This is a genomic window from Arcobacter sp. YIC-80 (assembly GCF_044841725.1).
Taxonomy (GTDB): Bacteria; Campylobacterota; Campylobacteria; order Campylobacterales; family Arcobacteraceae; genus Arcobacter_B.
Genome location: NZ_JBJBSI010000001.1, coordinates 427106 through 447719, shown reverse-complemented (window position 1 = coordinate 447719; position 20614 = coordinate 427106). Strand labels below are relative to the sequence as shown.

The window sequence follows — 20614 nt, the reverse complement described above, 5'->3', positions numbered from 1 at the left end:
CCCATTAATTGGGACTTAATATAAGAGAAGTATTTAATAGTTGATAGCAACTTTATAGTTTGGATCATCTTCTTCATAAGTACAAAATGGTCCAGCATTTTTAAGAATTTTTTTACAATCTTTACTTAAATGTCTAATAACAAGCTTTTTATTCGCATCAGCATATTTTTTTGTAATTGCATCAATTGCTTCTACTCCTGAAATATCCATAACTCTAGCATCTTTAAAGTCTAATACAATATTTTCAGGATCATTTTCAATATCAAAGTTTTCATTAAAAGATGTAACACTTCCAAAAAATAAAGGTCCATCAAATTCATATACTTTTGAACCATCTTCTTCTACGTGTTTGTTAGCTGTAACTTTTGCATGATTCCATGCAAAAACTAAAGCAGAAATAATTACACCAGAAATTACTGCAATAGCTAAATCTTCAACAATTGTAATACCTGTTACTGTTACAAGTACAAAAGCATCACTTTTCGGCATTTTTGTAATTCTAGCAAAAGAACTCCATTCAAAAGTTCCGATTGAAACCATGAACATGATACCCACTAAAATAGCAACAGGAATAATATTTAAAAGATCAGTTAATGTAGCAACTAATAAAATAAGTCCAATAGAAGCCACAACACCTGATAATCTGCCAAGACCTCCTGATGTGTAGTTGATAATAGATTGACCAATCATTGCACATCCTGGCATTGCACCAAAGAAACCACAAGTAATGTTTCCAGTACCTTGAGCAATACACTCTTGATTTGCACTACCTCTTGTATTACTAATCTCATCTAAAACTGATAAAGTCAGTAATGATTCAATAACACCAACAAGTGCAACAATAACCGCATAAGGAAGTACAAGCATAAATGCGTCTAAATCTAAAATTACATCAGGAACATGAAATTGTGGTAATAAACCTTTAAATTCTGTTAAGTTTGCTAAATCACCTACAAGTTTAGTATCAGCCCCTGTAAAATAAACAACAAGAGTAAATAAAATAATAGCCACTAAACCACCTGGAACAGCAGATGTAAGTTTAGGTAAAAAGTACATAATAGCCATTGTTCCGATGATAATCCCATACATAATCATTCCAGCACCATCTAAAAATTTAAATTGACTAGTAGCAATAACGACAGCTAAGCCATTTACAAATCCATGAAGTGCAGGTTGAGGAACTAAACGAATAAATTTACCCATTTTAAAAGCACCAATTAAAATTTGAATAGTCCCTGCAACTATACCTGTAAGAGTAATATATTGAATTATTCCAAATGAAAGTGCATCACCTGTTAATCCTTGAGCAATTAAAATCTCTTTTGATGCAATACTAACACCTACTAAAACAATCGCAACAGCACCTGTAGCACCAGATATCATACCTGGTTTTCCACCCATTAATGCAGTAATTAATCCAAGAATAAATGCAGCATAAAGACCAACTATAGGACTTACTTGTGCAATAAATGAAAATGCAATAGCTTCAGGTACCAATGCAACTGCTACAACAAGTCCAGATAAAATATCACTTTTAGGGTTTTTCCCTATAAAAGTATCTTTTATGTTTAACAAATTTTTAACCTTTGTGTTTGTATTAATTCGCGATGATACCTAAGATGTACTTAATCTTAGTTAAATGATTTTTTCAATAAAATAATGCGATGAAATATAATTTTTTTAAATCAGTTACTTTTAAATTGATAATGTTAGTTTTTATTGTAATGTTTGCTTTAATAACTGCATCGTTGATATTTAACTCACATATTGATAAATTAAAAAATCAAATTGATAATATCTATTTTGGGAATTTTATACCTATTGTAAAATTAGAAAAAATTCAAGATAATTATAGAAAAATTATTTCATGTCGAACTCTAAGATATATTTGTGATTTTAAAAAAGAACAAGCAACTATTGAGAAAGAGTGGGCTTACTATTTTAGTGCTTACAAAAATACAAAAGAAAAAGAAGTAGTTAAAAGTGTTGATAAATCAATAAAAGAAACATTTAAAGTAAATAAACTTCATATTTTTAAAAGAGTAGTAAAAAAAATTGACTATTTAATAGAGTATGAAACTCAAATGGCATTTAAACAAAGAAAATTGTTTTTAGTTGATTATCAAAGTATGAAAAGCTATTTACTTTATAGTGTTATTTCTATTATAATTTTATCTTTTGGATTAATCGGATTTATTATTTTACAAGTAGTGAAAAAAGATAACCAATTAAGAATTCTTAACAAGAAATATAAAATAGATTCTATTACAGATGGAATGACTAAATTATATAATAGAAAATATTTTGATACAATTTTTGATAATATGCCATTTATTGCCAATGCAAATAACTGGCAATGTGCTTTTATAATTTTAGATATTGATTTTTTCAAACAATATAATGATACTTATGGCCATGATTTAGGTGATGAAACACTTAAAAAAGTAGCTAGTACTTTAAAAGATTATTTTAATCAAAAATACGAATTTGTATTTAGATTAGGTGGAGAAGAGTTTGGTGTAGTACTGTTTGATATAGATGAGACTACTTTAGAAAGCTGTTTGGAAGATATTAATAGAAGAATTATTGATTTGAAAATTGAACATAAAGGTAGTAAAATACTTGATGTTGTTTCAGTATCAATTGGAGCTATAATGTATCAAGCAAATAGTTATATTTCAGCTAATAAATTATATAAATTAGCTGATGAATGTTTATATAAATCAAAGCAAAATGGTAGAAATCAATACCATATTCATAAAGGGGAACAATGACATTTTTGTTTAATAAAAACAATCATTTCAATTTAGCAAATATTGTAACATTTTTTAATATTACAGCAGGAATATTCGCAATTTATTTTATAACTCATCAAGAGTTTTTTGCAGCAGCACTTTTTGCATGGCTTGCAGGGGGTTTTGATATTATTGATGGAAAAATTGCTAGAAAATATAATCTATCTACGGAGTTTGGAATACAATTAGACTCTTATGCAGACTTTTTATCTTTTGTTATTGTTCCTACAATGTATATTTATTTTGCAGTAATTGATACAAAAGAGTTAGAATTAAATACTGTATTAGTAATTTTTGCATTTGTTTATTATGTAATTTCAGGTCTTAGAAGATTAATTCAATTTAATATTAATTCAAATGAAGGTGAAGTTTCAAAATATTTTACTGGAGTTCCAACACCACTTGGTGCAATTTTATTATGGCTTACATATCTTGTATATTTAACAGGATTTATAAGTGAAACTATAGTTTTAATATTAATGATTATAATAGGTTTTTTATTAAATTCAAAAATTAAAATTCCTCATCCTTAAGTAGCATAGTTAATGAATGAAATTGTAAGTATTGATTTAGGATCAAACTCTTTTAGAGTTTTGAAATATAATTGTAAAGACGAAAAGATTATTGCAGAGTATAATGAAGTAGTAGGTATGGCAGATGGTTTAGTTGATACAGGACTAATCTCAAATGAAGCCATGCAAAGAGTAATTGATGCTATAAATAAATCTATTGAAATAGTTGAATATGATACAAAAAAAGCAGTTGCAGTAACAACAGCTGCTATGAGAAAAGCTAGTAATAATCAAGAAGTATTGAAATATTTAAAAGAAAAAACTGGTGTTGCTTTTACAATTATTAATGGAGAAGAAGAAGCTAGATTAACTTTGTTGGCTGTAAAATATGCCTTAAAAAGAGAAAAAATTAACTCATCAAAATTTATACTTTTAGATATTGGTGGAGGTTCTACAGAAATAATAGTAAATACAAATGATACTTATCAAGCTCATAGTTTTGATTTTGGAATTGTAACTATGACACAAGAGTATTTACATTATCATGATTTAAATAGTGATTTAGAAAAAAGAAAAAAAGAAATAAAAAAGTATTTAGATTCTTTAGAAATAAATTTAGATGAATATACTTTTGTAGCAACAGCTGGCACACCCACTACTGTTGCTGCTGTAAAATTAGGTCAAGACTTTTTCTCTTATGATAAAGATATTGTAAATGGAACGATTGTAAACTTAGATGATTTACAAACTTGCTTAACTTTACTTTCTAACTCTTCAAAAGAAGAGATTACTAAACTTGTTGGTCGAGGTAGAGTTGAATTTATAGAAGTTGGTATTTTTATTTATCAAGCTATTTATGAGGTTTTAGAGAAAACTGAATCTATTGTTTTAGATGATGGTTTAAGAGAAGGTGTAGCTATAAATGCCTGTTTAGTGTAAGACTTAAGATAAAAGTCTTACACTTTGTTCTTGTACTATGTTCGCTTGAGATGCTGCTAAATATCCACTGTTTGCATTTACATTTGTTTTATTAAAGTCTGTTGATTCTTTTCCAAAATCTCTATTTTGGTTAGCTTTATTTTGATTATATAAATTCTGTTGTTCTATTATGTTTTCTTTAGCACTACTTTCTAATCTATTTCCAAATTCAGTAAATTCAGAAGTAATACTTTGTAATTGTCTTGAGGCTTCTTCAACTTGTTTTGAAACTCTTTGTAAATCTTCAGGGTTATTTAGATTTGCTTCATTCAATTCTCCAAAAATATCATTTGCTATTTGTGGCGTATTTGGTTTTTCTATAGAAAAATTGTTGTTACTTGTATTTATTTCAATATTAGTTGATTCATCATTTAATTCTTGATTTAATAAAGTTTTATTATTAAATTTTGTTTCATAAGCAATTTGATTGAAGTTTTTTAAATCTTCATTTATTTCTTGTTTTATATCATTTTTATCTCTTGCTTCATATTCATAGTTCTCTACTTTTTGTAAATTATCTTGAATATTTGAAAGAAATTCATTTTGTTTATTTAAAGCATTTTCAGAAATTTTGCTAATAGCAAGACCTTCATTTATTGATTGAATATTTAATGATAACTCATCTCTTTTTTGATTATATTGATTTACAGATAATACTAAAGATGCATTTTCTACATTTTCAATCTTTTCACTTTGGTGGGTTCTCCCACTTTGAAGGGAGGTAGGGGTATTATTAAGGGTATTTATATTGTTATTAATATTATTTACATCCATAATCACTCCTTACTATTTATCTAATTCTTAAATTATATTTAAACTTAACTAAAAAAATGATAAAACAAATAATTTAGGTTTTTATATCTAAAGGTTAATTAATATAATTTTCTATATAATATCCACTTATTTTAAAACGGAGAATTATTATGAAAATGACGGGCGCACAAATGGTTGTAGAATCATTACATCAAGAAGGGGTTGAAGTAGTATTTGGATACCCTGGAGGCGCTATTATGAACGTCTACGATGAAATATACAAACAAAATTATTTTCAACACATTTTAAATAGACATGAACAAGCATCTATCATAGCTGCACAAGGTTATGCAAGATCAACTGGAAAAGTTGGTGTTGCTATTGTTACATCAGGGCCAGGTTTTACAAATGCAGTTACTGGTTTAGCAGATGCTTATATGGATTCTATTCCTTTGGTTGTTATTTCAGGGCAAGTTCCTACTACTATTATTGGAACTGATGGATTTCAAGAAATAGACGCTGTTGGTATTTCAAGACCATGTACAAAGCATAATTATTTAGTAAATAATATTGATGATTTACCAAGAATTATTAATGAGGCATTTCATATCGCAAGTACAGGAAGACCAGGTCCTGTACATATTGATATTCCAAAAGATATTACAGCTGAGATATCAAGTTTTAAATATCCAGCTAAACTTCATTTGCCAACTTATAAGCCAACTGTCAACTACAATAAAAGACAGTTGAAAAAAGCAATGGATGCAATATCTAAAGCAAAAAAACCATTATTATATATTGGTGGAGGTGCTGTTTTATCTAACTGTGGATATGAAATCAGAGAGTTTGCTAAAAAAGCAAATATACCTGCTGTTGAAACACTAATGGCTAGAGGTGTAATGGGTCACGATAATCCATTATTCTTTGGTATGCTTGGTATGCATGGTGAGTTTGCAGCTAATATGGCTGCTTATGAAACAGATCTTTTGATTTCTTTAGGTGCAAGATTTGATGATAGGGTAACTGGAAGACTTGATGAATTTGCTTCAAAAGCAAAAGTAATTCATGTTGATATTGATCCAACAAGTATTGGAAAATTAGTTACACCTGATTATCCAATTGTAGGAGATTTAAAACTTACTGTAGAAGCTATGATTGAAGCAGCAAACGAAGCTGATTTTAATGATTATTCTAATTGGGTTGAATTATTAACTGATTATAGAGAAAAAGAACCTTTAAGATATAATGATTCTAATGAGGTTATTAAGCCACAATGGCCAATTGAAAGAGTAGGGCAATTATTAGGTGAAAGAGCTGTTGTTTCAACAGACGTTGGACAACATCAAATGTGGACAGCACAGTTTTATCCTTTTGCATATCCAAGACAATGGATTACATCTGGTGGATTAGGAACTATGGGATTTGGACTTCCTGCAGCTTTAGGTGTTGCAAGAGCTATGAAAGGAACAGATAAAGTTTCTGTTAACTTTACAGGTGATGGTTCAATTTTAATGAATATTCAAGAATTAATGACTTGTGTAGAGTATGAATTACCAGTAATTAATATCATTTTAAATAACAATTATTTAGGTATGGTAAGACAATGGCAAACAATGTTCTATGATAATAGACTTTCTGAAACAGATTTATCTGCACAGCCTGATTTTCCAAAATTAATTGAAGCATTTGGAGGACTTGGATATAGAGTTACAACTAAAGAAGAGTTCGATGCAGCATTAAATGATGCAGTTGAAAAGGGTAAACCTGCAATGATTGAAGTAATTGTTGCAAGAGATGAGGAAGTATTGCCTATGGTACCAAATGGTCATGCTTTAAATGAAATGACATTAATAGAAGGAGCAAAATAATGTTTAAAGATAATCACTATTACGATACAGAAGAAATCAGACAGGTTATCTCTGTTATTGTTATGAATGAAAACAGTGTTTTATCTAGAATTGTTGGACTATTCTCTGCAAGAGGTTATAATATAGATTCTTTAACTGTTGCCCCTATAGAAGGAAGTGAATACTCAAGAATGACAATTGTAACAACAGGTGATAAAAGAGTAATTGATCAAATTGTAAAACAATTAAATAAGTTGATACCTGTTTTAAAAGTAAACGAACATAGAAATGTTGTTGAAAAAGATACTGTAATTATGAAGTTTTCATTAGATAATAATTTATCAGATATTGATGTAATAGCAAGAGCTTATCATGGTTCTATTCAAAATGTAACTAGTGAAGCTATTATTGTATCAGCTACTGATTCTAGTTCAAGAATCATGAATTTTATTAAAATTATGCAAAAATTTAATCCACTTGAAGTAGTAAGAAGTGGTATTGTAGCAATGGAAAGATAAGAGAATATTCTCTTATCTTTTTTACTATATAACTCTATAAGGATACTTATGACATTACAAAAAATAGCGAAAACCTTAGAGTTAGAGTGTGACAGTAAGATTGAAATATCTGGATTAAATACTCTTAAAGACTCAAATAAAAATGAATTAACTTTCTTAGAAAATAAAAAATATATAAATGATTTAGAAAATACAAAAGCCTCAGTAGTATTAGTAAAAGAAGAGCATGCTTCAAGTGTACCAGATGGTACAATAGCTTTAATTTGTGAAGAGCCTTATTTAGCATTGGCAAAAATTAGTAAACTTTTTGCACCTAATATTATAGAAATAGATGGAGAAAAACCTAAAATTGGTGATGGAACAAAAGTAATGCCAAATGTTTATATTGGTAAAAATTCATCTATTGGTAAAAACTGTACTATTATGGCAGGAGTTTTTATTGGTGATAATGTTATTGTAGGAGATAATACAGTTTTATATCCTAATGCAGTTGTTTATAGAGATTGTAAAATAGGAAATGATTGTATTATACACGCTGGAACTATTATAGGTAGTGATGGTTTTGGTTTTGCTAATACTAAAGATGGAAAATATATTAAAATCTATCAAAATGGAAATGTAGAAATTGGAAATGATGTAGAAATTGGTGCAAATTGTACTATTGACAGAGCAGTATTTAAATCAACTATAATTGAAGACGGAGTAAGAATTGATAATTTAGTTCATATTGCACATAATTGTAAGATTGGAATGGGTTCTATTCTTGTTTCTCAAGTTGGTTTATCAGGTTCTACTACTTTAGGTAACTATGTTGTAATGGGTGGTCAAAGTGGTACATCAGGACACTTAGAAATTGCACCATTTACAACGATTGCTGCACGTGGTGGAGTTACTAAAACAATTACTGAGCCTAAAAAGTCATGGGCTGGATTTCCTTTAATGGACCATAGAACATGGTTAAAATTACAAGGAAGAATAGCAAAATTATTAAAATAAGGGATATAAAATAGCTAAAAAAATTATTTCACTAATTGTATTATTTATCTTAGTATATTTTGAATATGCTACTTTTTTTAGTAGTAAAGAAATAGTAGGTGAATTTGGATCTACTTTTGCAAAGTATTCATTAGAATATTTTGGTTTTTTATCATACATATATCTATTTTTATTTATTTATACTTTGTATGTTGTTAATTTCAAAAAAGATTTTGATGTAAAAGATTTTATTGTAAATCTTTCAGTTGTATTACTTATACTTTTTGTTTCTTTGACACTACAAGCCTTACTTGTTGAAGGAGAATTTAGTGGTAAAATAGGAAATATACTAATAGAATCATTAAGTCCTTTTATTGGTAGAGCAGGGCTATTTATTTTTGTACTTGTAGGATATGTTATTTCATTTATGGTTGCTTTTGAAAATAGTGAAATGGATTTTCAAAAAGTTAAAAACATAAAACAAAGACTTAAATTAAGAAGTTCTCAAAATGAAGCAAAAAAAATTGAAAATAAAAGAAGAACAAAAAGAAAAGAACAAAAAGTAAGAGTTAAAGAAACAGGTAATGTTGCTGAAATTACTTTAGAAAAAGAAGTAAAACAAAATGATTTTAATACAAATGATTTTGCTGTAAAACCTGATATGTATGAAGTTATTGAAGAAGTAAAAGATGAAACTTTAAATGCACAAGTTGATAATGTAGAAACTCAAAATAATACTAATATAGAAGAACCACCTGTTATTGAAGAAGTTGCAGTTGAATCTCATGGCGTAATAGTTGATGAACTTGAAGAAAATAAAAAGCTTCTTGATGATATTGAACTAGGGCAAACAGAAAAACCTAAAGATTTTAAGTTACCTCCAACAAAGTTTTTTCAAAAAGCACCAAAAGATAATAAATCAAAAGTTTCTGAAAGCGTAATTGATCAAAAAATTTGTGATCTATTAGATAAGCTTTCAATGTTTAAAATTGAAGGAGATGTTGTTAGAACTTATACGGGACCAGTTGTAACTACTTTTGAATTTAAACCAGCTCCAAATGTAAAAGTTTCAAAAATTCTAAATCTTCAAGATGATTTAGCAATGGCTCTAAAAGCACAGACTATTAGAATTCAAGCTCCAATTCCAGGGAAAGATGTAGTAGGAATTGAAGTTCCAAATGAAGATAGTCAAATTATTTATTTAAGAGATATGTTAGATAGTGAACTTTTCCAAAATGCAAAATCACCTTTAACAATGATTTTAGGTAAAGATATAGTTGGAAAACCATTTGTAACTGATTTAAAAAAATTACCACATTTACTTATTGCAGGAACTACAGGTTCTGGTAAATCAGTTGGTATTAATTCTATGATATTATCTTTATTATATAAAAACTCACCAGATAGTTTAAAGCTTGTTATGATTGATCCAAAGATGCTAGAATTTTCTATGTATAATGATATTCCTCATCTTTTGACTCCTGTTATTACAAAAGCAGGTGATGCAATAAATGCCTTATCAAATATGGTAAGTGAGATGGAGCGAAGATATACTTTAATGTCTCAAACTAAAACTAAAAATATTGAAAACTTTAATGAAAAAGCTGCAAAACATGGACATGAAAAAATGCCATATATTGTCGTTGTTATTGATGAGTTAGCTGATCTTATGATGACAAGTGGTAAAGATGTTGAGTATTCAATAGCAAGACTTGCACAAATGGCAAGAGCTGCAGGAATTCACCTCATTGTTGCTACTCAAAGACCATCTGTTGATGTTGTAACAGGTCTTATTAAAGCAAATTTACCTAGTAGATTATCATATAAAGTTGGTCAAAAAGTAGATTCTAAAATAATTCTTGATTCTATGGGTGCTGAGTCTCTTCTTGGTAGAGGAGATATGTTATTTACCCCTCCTGGAACTTCAGGTCTTGTAAGGATTCATGCTCCTTGGTCAAAAGAGGAAGAAATTGAAGAAGTTGTTGAGTTTTTAAAAGCCCAAAGAGAAGTTGAATATGATATGAATTTTATTAAAGATTCAAACTCTTCTAGTTTAGGTGCTACATCATCAGATGCAGAACTTGGAGACTTAGATGAATTATATGAAGATGCTAAACAAGTTGTTTTAAGTGATAGAAAAACTTCAATTTCATATATTCAAAGAAAACTTAGAATTGGATATAACAGAGCAGCTACAATTGTAGAGCAATTAGAGCAAACAGGTGTACTTTCAGAGGCAAATACTAAAGGAAATAGAGAAATTTTAGTATAAGCCAATATTTTTATTGTATAGCTTAATTTTAACAGACTCTTTTTTTATTTTATTTATGTTAGAATAAATAAATTATTATTAAGGAGTTTGTTATGAATACAAGTATTGTAGGAAGACACATAGATTTAACTGAGCCAATAAAAGATTATATTAATAGCTCTGTAGAAATATTCAAAAAATATAACTTAGATATTATTTCTGTTAATTCGATTATTTCTCAAGAAGAAAAACATGGTAAAAAAGCATTTTCTTTTGAATTTACATTAAATGTAGCACATTTAGATACTATTGTTGTAAAACAAAAAGATAAAGATTTATATTCTGCAATTGATATTGCAGTAGATAGAGTTTCGAAAGTTTTAAGAAGACACCATGATAAAATCACTGGACATAAAGCTACAAAACTAACTGAAGTAGAATCACAAGTAATAGAAGATCAAATTGCTAATGAATTAGAAAAATTTGAAGAAGAGATTACTCCTGTTAGATTAACTTCATACAAACCAATAGATATTGAAGAAGCATTAGCTGACTTAAAAAGTTCAGATGCTCAATTTAAAGTATTCTATGATAAAGATGATAACATGAGAGTACTTTACAGAACTAAAGAAGAAGGAAAATTTGGATTATACTAATCCTTTTTTTCAACAAAAAAAAGAGGTATTAGCTATAGCTAATACCTTTTTTTATTTATTTAAAATTATAGGAGTTCATAAAAATGAATACTGAACTAAAAAAAATTGCATTAATTGGTCAACCAAATGTAGGTAAATCTTCACTTTTTAATAGAATTGCAAAGCAAAGAATTGCTATTGTATCGGATTTGGCAGGAACTACAAGAGATATTAGAAAACATGAAATCGAGATTTTTGATAGATCTGCAATGATGCTAGACACTGGTGGTATTGATGAAACTAATGATGCGATATTTTCTAATGTAAAAAGAAAAGCTATTGAAACTGCAAAAGAGGCTGATATAATACTTTTTATGGTTGATGGTAAGAAAATACCTGATGATAAAGATAAAGAATTATTTTATGAGCTTCAAGCATTAGGTAAGGAATTAGCTTTAGTTGTAAATAAAATTGATAATGACAAAGAAAATGAAAGATTATGGGAATTTTTTGAGTTTGGAATTTCAGATGAAAACTTATTTGGAATTTCTGTATCTCATAATAGAGGTACTAAATCTTTGTTTGAATGGATTTATAATCATCTTCCTGAAACAATTGAACCAGAACTTACAGAAGAAGAACAAAATAAACTTGAAGAAGCATTGAAAAGTGAAGACTCTTTAGAGAAAGCTAAAAGAGAAGAAGTTGATGAGAAAAATATCAAAGTAGCTATTATTGGTAGAGTAAATGTAGGTAAATCATCTACTTTAAATGCAATAATTGGAGAAGAGCGATCAGTTGTATCTGAAATAGCTGGAACTACTATTGACCCAGTTGATGAATCTTTTGAATATAAAGATAAAAATATTACTTTTGTTGATACCGCTGGTCTTAGAAGAAGAGGTAAAATTGAAGGTATTGAAAAATTTGCTTTAATGAGAACTAAAGATATGCTAGAAAAAGCAAATGTTGCTTTAGTTGTACTTGATGCTTCAGATGTTTTTAGTGATTTAGATGAAAAAATTGCAGGTTTAGTTGATCAATATGGTTTAGGAACGATTATTGTATTAAATAAATGGGATGAAAATATGGATACCTTCCAAAAACTTGAATCAGAAGTTAGAAGAAGATTTAGATTTTTAGAATATGCTCCAATTATCGCAATTTCTGCTAAAACAGGTAGATCGGTTGAAAGATTAAAAGATAAAATTATTGAAGTACATGAAAACTATACTAGAAGAATCCCAACATCTGCTTTAAATAGAGTAATTGAGCAAGCAGTTATTAGACATGCTCTTCCAAGTCCTGCTGGTAATTATTTGAGAATTTATTATGCAACACAGTTTAGTGCACAACCTCCAAAAGTTGCATTAGTTATGAATAAACCAAGAATGCTTCATTTCTCTTATAAAAGATATTTAATTAATTTTTTAAGAGATAACTTTAATTTTGAAGGTACACCTATTCATTTAATCGCAAGAGGTAAAAATGATAAAATTGGTGATGAAGAGTATTTAGAAGAGAATAATTAACGTTTAAAATGTAGAGTTTAATTTTGCAAAGAAAAATATATTTACTTAATAATCTTAAATATGATAATGTTGAAAATATTGAAGTATTTAAGATTGAGTATCTAAAAAAAGAAATTGATTTTACTAAATATGATGCATTAGTTTTTACATCAAAAAATGCAATTTATGCTCTTGAAAATAGCTGTTCTAAATGGAAAGATATTCCATCTTATGTTATAGCTTCAAAGACAGCAAAAATATTAGAAAAATATAATGGAAAATTAAAATTTGTTGGAAATTCAGGTCATGGAAATGATTTTGCCAAAGAATTAATACCTCTTTTAAAAAATAAAAGAACTTTGTATTTAAAAGCAGAAAAAACAGTTTCAAATTTAGTTGAAATTCTTAAAAGCAATAATATTGATATTGATGATATTGTAGTTTATAGAACATACTGTAATAAAATAGATATGGAACTTGAAAAAAACAGTGTAATTATTTTTACCTCTCCATCTAGTGTACAATGTTTTTTTAAAAATTTCAAATGGGATGAAAGTTTTAAAGCAGTTGCTATTGGTAAAACTACATTAAAATACTTGCCTTTTGATATAAAAACACATTTAAGTTCTAAAACTTCTGTAGAAGAGTGCATAAAAGTAGCTTTAACTCTATAAGTTTAAACTCAAATTTAATAAGTTTTGATAAAATAAAGAATATCTAAACAGTTCGGGATTTCCATCGTTGAGGGTCCGATACTGTGTTTTTGTATGTAATCGTAATCGTATGGTGTGCAGCAATTTACCATTTGGTATTTTTGCTCCTAAAGTACAATTCTTACGTGCAGTTATTGGCTTTTGTGGGCCATTTGATGGTTAACGGCTGTTTGGATAACTTAACATAACTTAAAAAACTAATAATACAAGGAATTATCGTGAATATATTGATACTAGGAAGTGGTGGTAGAGAATACTCTATTGGATTAGCAATATATAATGAAAATGCTCATAATTTATTTTTCATGCCAGGAAATGGTGCAACTTCGCAATTAGGTACAAATATTAATATTAAAGATTATAATGAATTAGCACTATGGGCAAAAGATAATTCTATTGATTTAACAATTGTAGGACCAGAGGCTCCATTAGTAGATGGTGTTGTTGATATATTTAAAAGCAATGATTTAACAATTTTTGGACCAAGTGCAGCAGCAGCTCAACTTGAAGGTTCAAAAGTTTATATGAAAAATATACTTAAAAAGTACAACATACCAACAGCAGCGTTTATTGAAACAACTTCTGAAGAAGAAGCTCATAATTTTATTGATACTATGAATGAACCGATTGTTGTTAAAGCAGATGGTTTATGTGCTGGTAAAGGTGTAATTATTGCACAAACAAAACAAGAAGCAAAAGAAGCTGCAAGTGATATGTTATCTGGTTCATCTTTCGGTGATGCAGGTACTTCTATCGTAGTAGAAGAGTTTTTAGATGGTTATGAATTATCTATTTTTGCTATTTGTGATGGAGATAACTATAAAGTACTTCCTGCCGCACAAGATCACAAAAGAATAGGTGACGGTGATACAGGACCAAATACAGGTGGTATGGGTGCTTATGCACCAACTCCTTTAGTAAATGATGATATTTATAAAAAAGTAGAAGAAAGAGTTATAAAACCAACACTTGAGGGTATGAAACAAGAAGGTGCTCCTTTTGAAGGTGTATTATTTATAGGTGTTATGGTTGTAAAAGGTGAACCAATTATTTTAGAATATAATGTAAGATTTGGAGATCCAGAATGTGAGATTCTAATGCCATTACTTGAAACGCCAGTGTCAGAATTATTTTATAAAGGTGCAACTAAACAGTTAGATAAATTAGATATTAAAATCAAAAATGAATTTGGAGTAGGAGTTGTAATTGCTAGTGAAAATTATCCTTACTCTTCTTCTAAACCTGCTGAAATAATTGTAGATGAAATAATTGATGAAGACTTAAAAACTAATTCTCATATTTCTTATGCAGGTGTTTCTAATGAAGATGGCAAATTAATGGCTACAGGTGGTAGAGTATTAGTTTGTGTAGGTTTTGGTAAGACGATAAAAGAAGCAAGAGATAGAGCTTATGATTTATGTGGGCAAGTTCACTTTGCTGGTAAAAAATGTAGATCAGATATTGCATATCAAGCATTAAAATAGAGATTAAATAATGCAAGAAAATAGTTCAAATGATCTTCAATTAGCAACACTTAGTTCAAGAGCAATGGCTTTTATAATTGATGATTTGCTTGTTACTTTTTTAATTATTGCTATGTTTTGGGATAAGATAATTAATGCAGGCAATAGTATGGAATCAATGGTTTATTTAATGAAAGTAGAGATTGTAGGTCCACTGATTATGTTAAAAGTTATATATCATACTTTTTTTGTTTGGTATTATGGTGCTACAATTGGTAAAATAATTACTAAAATTAGAATTATTGATTATAAGAGTTTAGGAAGAGTTTCAATATTTTCTTCATTTCTTAGAGCTGTTGGTAGAGTTTTCTCTGAATGGTTTGTTTATATAGGTTTTATATTTGCATTCTTTAATGATGGAAAAAGAACTTTTCATGATTTTACTGGTAAGACGTTGGTTGTAAATGCTTAGAAGTGTAGTAGCCCCATTAATATTATTATCAGTATTTTCTTATTCAAAGGAACTAAATAATGAAAAGTTCCAGCTTCTTGCAAAAAATATTGATACAAAAAATAGTACTGTTATTGCAAATGGTGATGTAGTAGTTTTTTCAAAAAGTTATTATATAACAGCTGATAAAATTATTTATGATAAAGAAAAAGAAACTTTTGAATTATTTAATAATGTATTAATTTTAAAAGATAACAATATCCAAACACAAAGTGATTATGCTTTTTTAGATATTAATGATGATACATACAATCAATCACCTGTTTTACTTATGGAAAAACAAAGTAATTTATGGATTAATTCAAAATCTTCTAAAAAAAATAAAACTGAAATTGAATTAGAAGATTCTATTATCTCTTCATGTGATTGTATAGATCCTGTTTGGAGTATAAAAGTATCATCTGCTTCTTTTGATACAGAAGATAAATGGTTACATGCATATAATACAAGATTATATATAAAAGATGTTCCAGTATTTTATACACCTTATTTAGGGTTTCCTACAGATAAAACAAGAAGATCAGGTCTTTTAATACCAACTATTGGTTACTCAAAAAATGATGGAGGTTTTTATTCTCAACCTATATATTTTGCTCCTGCAAAAAATTATGATATTGAATTAATACCACAAATTAGAACAAAAAGGGGATCAGGGCTTTATGCATATTATAGATTGGCTGATTCTCCTTATTCTTTATTAAAATTAAAAACTGGTTATTTTGAAGAAAAAGATGAGTATAGAAAAAAATTTGATTTAAAAAATGAAAAACATTATGGTTGGAGTATTGATTATGAAAGAACAAAACTTTTTTCTGAAAAAAACTCTCATCAAGATGGTTTATATGCATCAATTAATTGGTTAAATGATATTGAATACAAAACAGTTGAAGATGAAGAAAATATTATATCTACAGAGAAAAAAGTTGAGTCAAAATTAAACTATTTTTATAATACACCGGAGTATTATGGTGGTTTGTATGCAAGGTACTATATTGATACAGATTTAGATTCAAATGATACAACATTACAAGAATTACCACAAGTACAGTTACATTCATATAATAAAGATTTAGGACTTAAAAACTTAATTTATTCAATAGATGCTAAAGCAATAAACTATGAAAGACAAAAAGGTTTAAATGCAACTATTTATGAAATGAGTTTGCCAATTAGTTATACTAAATATTTTTTAGATGATTTTTTATATATTAATTTAGAAAATAAAAGTGTAATTAGTAGATATCAATATTCAAACTCTAATGCAACTTCTTTTGATGACGGTACTTTAGTTCAAAATGAATCATCTATTACTCTAGGTACAGATTTAATTAAACCTTATAAAGATTATTTGCATACTATTAATTTAAGTGCAAAATATTCATATCCAAAAAATATGCAAAAAGATGGAGATTTATATAATATTACAGTAGAAAAGGGTGATTCTAAGTATAATGCTTTAGAACCTTTTCCTATAGTTCAAGGGAAAAAGAATATTAAATTACAATTGAATCAATCTTTATATTCAAAAAATAATTTTAAGCAAATTATAAATCATAAAGTATCACAGTCAATTTTATATGATGAAAGTGATAATGCTAAGTTTATGGATTTAGAAAACTTTGTTAAATATAACTATTCTTATGGAACAATTACAAATAAAATAATTTATAATGTTGAAGATAAACATTTTACAGAAAATACTTCAAGTTTTACTTATAATTATGAGAATTTCAAGTTATCTTTAGGTTATTATAAATCAAAAGAAACACTTAATTCAAATAAAGAAGAGTTAGAATCATATAGAATTAAAACTTCTTATGATATTTCAAATGATTATAGAATTTCATATTATGAAAATTACAACTTAAAAGATGAAGTAAGAAATAAGCAAGGTATTGGATTTGATATTTTTGATAGATGTTGGGCATTAGGTTTAAAATTTGAAAAAGAAGTTGTTCCTTCAACAAGTACTAATACAGAAGGAATTAATCAAAATATTTTATATTTAAATCTTGAACTAAAACCTCTTGGTGGGATTAAGCAGAAATATAACTTTAAGGATAGAAATGAATCCTGAAAGTAATATCTATTTTAAAAATAGAGAAGTAGCAGCTTATAGATTACTTGATGTGATGCCCATAGATAAAATGAAACTTGAAAACTGGACTGTTATATCTAGTTCTTGTAGTGGTTATGAAATTGCAAAGATTATTGCAGATACATTAAATGCTAAACTTGATATAATGATTAGTGAAAAAATTGATGCACCTTCAAATGATGAGTGTGAAGTCGCTATTGTAACTGAACATGAAGAAGTTGTTATTCATGAAGAATTAGTAAAATGTTTTGATATTAGTTTAGACTATATCTATGCTAAATCAAAACAGGTTTATGAAAACGTAGTGTTAAATAAAGTCAATAGATTAAGACATGGTAATCAAATAGCTACATTAGAATATAAAAATGTTTTAATCGTTGATGAAGGAATAAATACAGGTCTTACTATGATGGCTTGTATAAAAACAGCAATTAATTTAGGTGCAAAATCTATTTCAGTAGCAACACCTATATTGCCAACTGCAAGTATTCAAACAATTGAATCTATTGCAGACGATTTGTATTATGTTAAAAAACTAGATCATTTTATATCAATTGATTTTTATTATGACAGTTTAGAAGATGTAAAGTTTGAAGATTTAGAAAAAATAAAAAAGGATAAGTAAGTATGTCAACAGTTTGTGAATTTGTATTAAATGAAAAAGAAGAAATTTTTGAATTTGGAAAGGTTGCTAAGCAGGCAAATGGCTCTGTATTAGCAAAATTAGGGAAAGCTGTGGTTTTAGCTACAGTAGTTAGTGAGTTTGATAACCCAGTAGATGAGGATTTCACTCCATTAACTGTACAATATGTTGAAAAAACTTATGCAGCTGCAAAATTACCTGGTGGTTTTATTAAAAGAGAAGCAAAACCAAGTGAATTTGAAACTTTAACATCAAGAGTAATTGATAGAAGTTTAAGACCATTATTCCCAAAAGGTTATGTTTATCCTACTACAATTACTGTGATGGTTTTAAGTGCTGATAAAGATGTTGATTTACAAATGTTAGCTTTAAATGCTGCTAATGCTGCTTTATATACTTCTAATCTTCCTATAAAAAAATCTGTATGTGGTGTAAGGGTTGGTAGAATTGAAGGGGAATATGTAATTAACCCTACTTCTACACAATTAGAGGAATCTACATTAGATTTATATGTAGCTGGTTCTAAAGATGAATTATTAATGATTGAAATGAAATCAATTTCTTCATCAGAATTAGTAGAAGTTGATATTGAAGCTTTTACAAAAGTTCATAATGCAAATGAAATGGATGAAGCACAATTAGTAGAAGCAATTGGTGTTGCACAAAAAGCACTATATGAATCAAATACTACTTATGAAGAAGGTTTTGAAAGTGTGTGTGCTCCAATGAAAGAAGTAGAATTAGTAGAGTTTAGTATTGATGAAGAAGTTATTAATTATGTAAGAGATAACTATAGTTCAAATATTAAAGAAGCTATTAAAAAACTGGCAAAAAGTGAAAGAGCAACAGAACTTAAAGATGTAGCTAAACTTATTGCACAAGATGAAAATTGTGTTTCAAAAGAGATTGAGTATAGTATAATTTATGAAGCAGTTTCAATTGTAAAAAGAGAATTAGTAAGAGATATGATTGTAAAAGAAAAAGTAAGAGCAGATGGTAGAGGTCTTAAAGATGTAAGACCTATATCAATTGATACAAATATTTTACCTTCAGCACATTCTTCTTGTTTATTTACAAGAGGTGAAACACAAGCTTTAGTTGTAGGAACAATTGCAGGTTTAAAAGATGGGCAAATGTATGAAGTTTTAACAGATAAATCAACATCAATGGAAAACTTCATGGTTCACTATAATTTTCCAGGTTTCTCTGTAGGTGAAGCGAAACCTATGTTTGGTGTAGGTAGAAGAGAATTAGGACATGGTAACTTAGGGAAAAAAGCGCTTGAAGCTACTATTGATAAAGATTATACAGAAACAGTAAGACTTGTATCAGAAATTTTAGAATCGAATGGTTCTTCTTCAATGGCTACAGTTTGTGGTGGTTCATTGGCTCTTAAAGCAGCAGGTGTTCCTATATCTGGTTTAGTTGCAGGTGTTGCTATGGGTATGGTTGTAGAAGGTAATGAATATTCTGTTCTTACAGATATTATGGGACTTGAAGATCATGATGGAGATATGGACTTTAAAGTTGCAGGAACTAAAGATGGAATTACAGCTTTACAAATGGATATTAAACTTGGAGGAATTGAGCTTTCTGTATTAAAAGAAGCTTTACTTCAAGCAAAAGAGGGTAGAGAACACATCTTAGGAATTATGGAAGAAGCAGCCCAAGAGATTGTTCCAAGTGAAGCTTTACCTTTAGTTGAACAGTTTGCAATTGATCCAAGTAAAATGATGGTTGTAATTGGAAAAGCTGGTGCTACTATTAAAGAAATAATTGAGAAGTTCTCAGTTGCTATTGATTTAGATAGAAATTCAGGTAATGTAAAAGTAAGTGGAGAGTCTAAACAAAATGTTTTAGATGCTTGTGAACATATTAAAACAATTTCAAATAACGCAACTTCAAGAAAAGAACCAAAAAGTGTAAATTTTGAAGATTTATATAAACCAGAAGATATTTTAACTGGAAAAGTTGAAAGAATAGTAGACTTTGGTGCTTTTGTATCTTTACCAAAAGGTGGTGAAGGATTATTACATATTTCAAAAATCTCTAAAAAAAGAGTAAACAATGTTTCTGATGTTTTCTCAGTAGGAGATAATGTAGAAATCAAAGTATTAAATGTAAAGAAAGATAGAATAGAATTATCTTCAGCTTCTCTATAAAAACAAAATAAAAAGACTTAGGTCTTTTTATTTAACTCTTTAAACAATAAATAATTTTAAACCTTACCTCTATAGTAATAAAAAGTAACACATAATGTTTATTATTTATAACTTTTATGATATAATAAACAACTATGCAATAGCAATATATTCTAAAGTTTGCTATTCAAATGTAATATACTAAGAATTATTTATAATTATAAACTTACATTAATAATTCTTACGATAGTATAGTAAAAATAATTTTTT

The 20614-nt window shown here is 28.0% G+C and carries 18 protein-coding genes; 15 read left to right on the top strand and 3 right to left on the bottom strand.

Annotated elements, in window-relative coordinates:
• Positions 1-33: 33 nt before the first annotated feature.
• A complete protein-coding gene (locus ACH5BK_RS02040) occupies positions 34-1575 on the bottom strand; it encodes a SulP family inorganic anion transporter (RefSeq protein WP_404304140.1) in 1542 nt (513 codons plus the stop codon).
• Positions 1576-1664: 89 nt separating this feature from the next.
• Between ACH5BK_RS02040 and ACH5BK_RS02035 the strand changes: the two genes are divergently transcribed.
• The 3 genes from ACH5BK_RS02035 to ACH5BK_RS02025 are packed head-to-tail and all read left to right on the top strand — an operon-like array spanning position 1665 to position 4246.
• A complete protein-coding gene (locus ACH5BK_RS02035; protein WP_404304139.1) occupies positions 1665-2774 on the top strand; it encodes a GGDEF domain-containing protein in 1110 nt (369 codons plus the stop codon).
• Entirely contained in the window at positions 2771-3328 is a 558-nt protein-coding gene (locus ACH5BK_RS02030) for a CDP-alcohol phosphatidyltransferase family protein (RefSeq protein ID WP_404304138.1), read from the top strand. The genes ACH5BK_RS02035 and ACH5BK_RS02030 overlap by 4 nt, the downstream gene beginning before the upstream one ends.
• Before the next feature lie 12 nt (positions 3329-3340).
• Complete coding sequence (locus ACH5BK_RS02025; RefSeq protein ID WP_404304137.1) at positions 3341-4246, top strand: exopolyphosphatase; 906 nt, start codon at positions 3341-3343, stop codon at positions 4244-4246.
• A 3-nt stretch (positions 4247-4249) separates the two neighbouring features.
• On the opposite strand, the gene ACH5BK_RS02020 is transcribed toward ACH5BK_RS02025, so the two are convergent.
• Positions 4250-5059, bottom strand: coding sequence for a flagellin (locus tag ACH5BK_RS02020; protein WP_404304136.1), 810 nt, complete (start codon positions 5057-5059; stop codon positions 4250-4252).
• Positions 5060-5208: 149 nt separating this feature from the next.
• On the opposite strand from ACH5BK_RS02020, the gene ACH5BK_RS02015 reads away from it, so the two are divergent.
• Genes ACH5BK_RS02015 through lpxD form a run of 3 tightly spaced genes read left to right on the top strand, consistent with a single transcriptional unit; the run spans position 5209 to position 8399 of the window.
• The gene (locus ACH5BK_RS02015; protein ID WP_404304135.1) at positions 5209-6906 is read left to right on the top strand and encodes an acetolactate synthase large subunit; all 1698 of its coding nucleotides are present in this window, start codon (positions 5209-5211) and stop codon (positions 6904-6906) included.
• Complete coding sequence (ilvN, locus tag ACH5BK_RS02010; protein ID WP_404304134.1) at positions 6906-7403, top strand: acetolactate synthase small subunit; 498 nt, start codon at positions 6906-6908, stop codon at positions 7401-7403. The genes ACH5BK_RS02015 and ilvN overlap by 1 nt, the downstream gene beginning before the upstream one ends.
• 48 nt (positions 7404-7451) lie before the next feature.
• On the top strand, positions 7452-8399 hold the full coding sequence (gene lpxD, locus ACH5BK_RS02005; RefSeq protein WP_404304133.1) for a UDP-3-O-(3-hydroxymyristoyl)glucosamine N-acyltransferase: 948 nt from the start codon (positions 7452-7454) through the stop codon (positions 8397-8399).
• On the opposite strand, the gene ACH5BK_RS02000 is transcribed toward lpxD, so the two are convergent.
• Positions 8391-8558: a hypothetical protein gene (locus ACH5BK_RS02000; protein ID WP_404304132.1), complete on the bottom strand. Its 168-nt coding sequence runs from the start codon at positions 8556-8558 to the stop codon at positions 8391-8393. The genes lpxD and ACH5BK_RS02000 overlap by 9 nt on opposite strands.
• Here ACH5BK_RS02000 and ACH5BK_RS01995 point away from each other — a divergent pair.
• From ACH5BK_RS01995 to ACH5BK_RS01955, 9 genes are all read left to right on the top strand, one after another.
• On the top strand, positions 8491-10650 hold the full coding sequence (locus tag ACH5BK_RS01995) for a DNA translocase FtsK 4TM domain-containing protein (protein WP_404304648.1): 2160 nt from the start codon (positions 8491-8493) through the stop codon (positions 10648-10650). The genes ACH5BK_RS02000 and ACH5BK_RS01995 overlap by 68 nt on opposite strands.
• 92 nt (positions 10651-10742) lie before the next feature.
• Positions 10743-11285: a ribosome hibernation-promoting factor, HPF/YfiA family gene (hpf, locus tag ACH5BK_RS01990; RefSeq protein WP_404304131.1), complete on the top strand. Its 543-nt coding sequence runs from the start codon at positions 10743-10745 to the stop codon at positions 11283-11285.
• An 83-nt stretch (positions 11286-11368) separates the two neighbouring features.
• On the top strand, positions 11369-12796 hold the full coding sequence (gene der / locus ACH5BK_RS01985; protein WP_404304130.1) for a ribosome biogenesis GTPase Der: 1428 nt from the start codon (positions 11369-11371) through the stop codon (positions 12794-12796).
• Between the two features lie 23 nt (positions 12797-12819).
• Positions 12820-13449 (top strand): uroporphyrinogen-III synthase, encoded by a 630-nt coding sequence (locus ACH5BK_RS01980; RefSeq protein WP_404304129.1) that lies wholly within the window; start codon positions 12820-12822, stop codon positions 13447-13449.
• 257 nt (positions 13450-13706) lie between these two features.
• On the top strand, positions 13707-14972 hold the full coding sequence (purD, locus tag ACH5BK_RS01975) for a phosphoribosylamine--glycine ligase (RefSeq protein WP_404304128.1): 1266 nt from the start codon (positions 13707-13709) through the stop codon (positions 14970-14972).
• Positions 14973-14982: 10 nt separating this feature from the next.
• A complete protein-coding gene (locus tag ACH5BK_RS01970; RefSeq protein ID WP_404304127.1) occupies positions 14983-15423 on the top strand; it encodes an RDD family protein in 441 nt (146 codons plus the stop codon).
• Positions 15416-17539: an LPS-assembly protein LptD gene (locus ACH5BK_RS01965; protein ID WP_404304126.1), complete on the top strand. Its 2124-nt coding sequence runs from the start codon at positions 15416-15418 to the stop codon at positions 17537-17539. The genes ACH5BK_RS01970 and ACH5BK_RS01965 overlap by 8 nt, the downstream gene beginning before the upstream one ends.
• The gene (locus ACH5BK_RS01960; protein WP_404304125.1) at positions 17529-18185 is read left to right on the top strand and encodes a phosphoribosyltransferase family protein; all 657 of its coding nucleotides are present in this window, start codon (positions 17529-17531) and stop codon (positions 18183-18185) included. Before ACH5BK_RS01965 ends, ACH5BK_RS01960 begins: the two co-directional genes overlap by 11 nt.
• 2 nt (positions 18186-18187) lie before the next feature.
• Complete coding sequence (locus tag ACH5BK_RS01955) at positions 18188-20365, top strand: polyribonucleotide nucleotidyltransferase (protein ID WP_404304124.1); 2178 nt, start codon at positions 18188-18190, stop codon at positions 20363-20365.
• Positions 20366-20614 lie beyond the last annotated feature (249 nt).

Bases quoted from the DNA above. Each gene is read 5' to 3' on its own strand.
- ACH5BK_RS02025 (WP_404304137.1), top strand. From the start codon at position 3,341: ATGAATGAAATTGTAAGTATTGATTTAGGATCAAACTCTTTTAGAGTT.
- lpxD (WP_404304133.1), top strand. From the start codon at position 7,452: ATGACATTACAAAAAATAGCGAAAACCTTAGAGTTAGAGTGTGACAGT.
- ACH5BK_RS02000 (WP_404304132.1), bottom strand. From the start codon at position 8,558: ATGTATGATAAAAAACCAAAATATTCTAATGAATACTTTGCAAAAGTA.
- ACH5BK_RS02035 (WP_404304139.1), top strand. From the start codon at position 1,665: ATGAAATATAATTTTTTTAAATCAGTTACTTTTAAATTGATAATGTTA.
- ACH5BK_RS01960 (WP_404304125.1), top strand. From the start codon at position 17,529: ATGAATCCTGAAAGTAATATCTATTTTAAAAATAGAGAAGTAGCAGCT.
- ACH5BK_RS02030 (WP_404304138.1), top strand. From the start codon at position 2,771: ATGACATTTTTGTTTAATAAAAACAATCATTTCAATTTAGCAAATATT.
- ACH5BK_RS01955 (WP_404304124.1), top strand. From the start codon at position 18,188: ATGTCAACAGTTTGTGAATTTGTATTAAATGAAAAAGAAGAAATTTTT.
- ilvN (WP_404304134.1), top strand. From the start codon at position 6,906: ATGTTTAAAGATAATCACTATTACGATACAGAAGAAATCAGACAGGTT.
- ACH5BK_RS02020 (WP_404304136.1), bottom strand. From the start codon at position 5,059: ATGGATGTAAATAATATTAATAACAATATAAATACCCTTAATAATACC.
- der (WP_404304130.1), top strand. From the start codon at position 11,369: ATGAATACTGAACTAAAAAAAATTGCATTAATTGGTCAACCAAATGTA.
- ACH5BK_RS02015 (WP_404304135.1), top strand. From the start codon at position 5,209: ATGAAAATGACGGGCGCACAAATGGTTGTAGAATCATTACATCAAGAA.
- ACH5BK_RS01965 (WP_404304126.1), top strand. From the start codon at position 15,416: ATGCTTAGAAGTGTAGTAGCCCCATTAATATTATTATCAGTATTTTCT.
- hpf (WP_404304131.1), top strand. From the start codon at position 10,743: ATGAATACAAGTATTGTAGGAAGACACATAGATTTAACTGAGCCAATA.
- ACH5BK_RS01970 (WP_404304127.1), top strand. From the start codon at position 14,983: ATGCAAGAAAATAGTTCAAATGATCTTCAATTAGCAACACTTAGTTCA.